The sequence below is a fragment of the Streptomyces sp. MBT53 genome (assembly GCF_016654115.1).
Lineage (GTDB): Bacteria > Actinomycetota > Actinomycetes > Streptomycetales > Streptomycetaceae > Streptomyces.
Window position 1 is genome coordinate 1 of record NZ_JAEQAZ010000483.1, and the last position, 676, is coordinate 676.

Annotated in this window: 1 protein-coding gene; it reads right to left on the reverse strand. The window is 75.0% G+C overall.

Features of this window, described 5'->3' with window-relative positions; genetic code table 11:
- Positions 1 to 475: hypothetical protein (locus JHN45_RS52370; protein WP_201056563.1), on the reverse strand; the 475-nt coding region annotated here is incomplete at its 3' end.
- Positions 476 to 676 lie beyond the last annotated feature (201 nt).

The following is a 676-nucleotide window of genomic DNA, read 5'->3' on the forward strand; positions in this document are numbered from 1 at the left end:
GGCCCGCACCGACCGTCCCCGAAAGGCCGCCCGAGCGGCCTCCAGGGAGCGCCAGGAGGCGGGTGCGGGAGGCGGGGACGGTCGGTGCGGGCCGGGCGGTCGTACGGCGGGCCAGGCGCGCCCGTACGTCCTGTTCGGCGAGCGTGAGGCAGCGGTCGAGGAGGGCTGCGGCGGCCGGGTTCCCGCGCAGCGCACGCAGCGCGGAGAGGTCGTCGACGTCCGGGCGGTACCCGGCGCCGAGCGCCTCCTCCAGGAGCGTGAGATAGCCGGCGGTGGTGCCGGGCAGGGCGGCGCGGTACCGGGCGAGGTCGGCGACCAGGAAGGCGCGCAGCCGGACCCCCTCGCGTACCGCTTCGTCGAGGGATTCGGCGAGCCGTAGACAGTCCTTGACGTCCTCGGCGGAGGCGGTTCGGGGCTGGAGGGCGAGGGCGAGGGCGCGACGGAGCACACGCAGCTCCTCCGCACCGAACGCCATGCCGCCGCGGGATCCGTATGGCGTGGGCATGCGGCGACGATACGCGCTAATCAGACAAATTCGACATAGGGGGCGGGTGTGGCGCGGAGGTTTCCGCGTGGGGTGGGCGGGCCGGCGGCTACTCCTCGCCGTGCGGCACCCGTTCCGTGGACGGTGCTACGGCCCCTTCGGGCGCGGCGGTAATCGGTGGGCGCGAGTGGT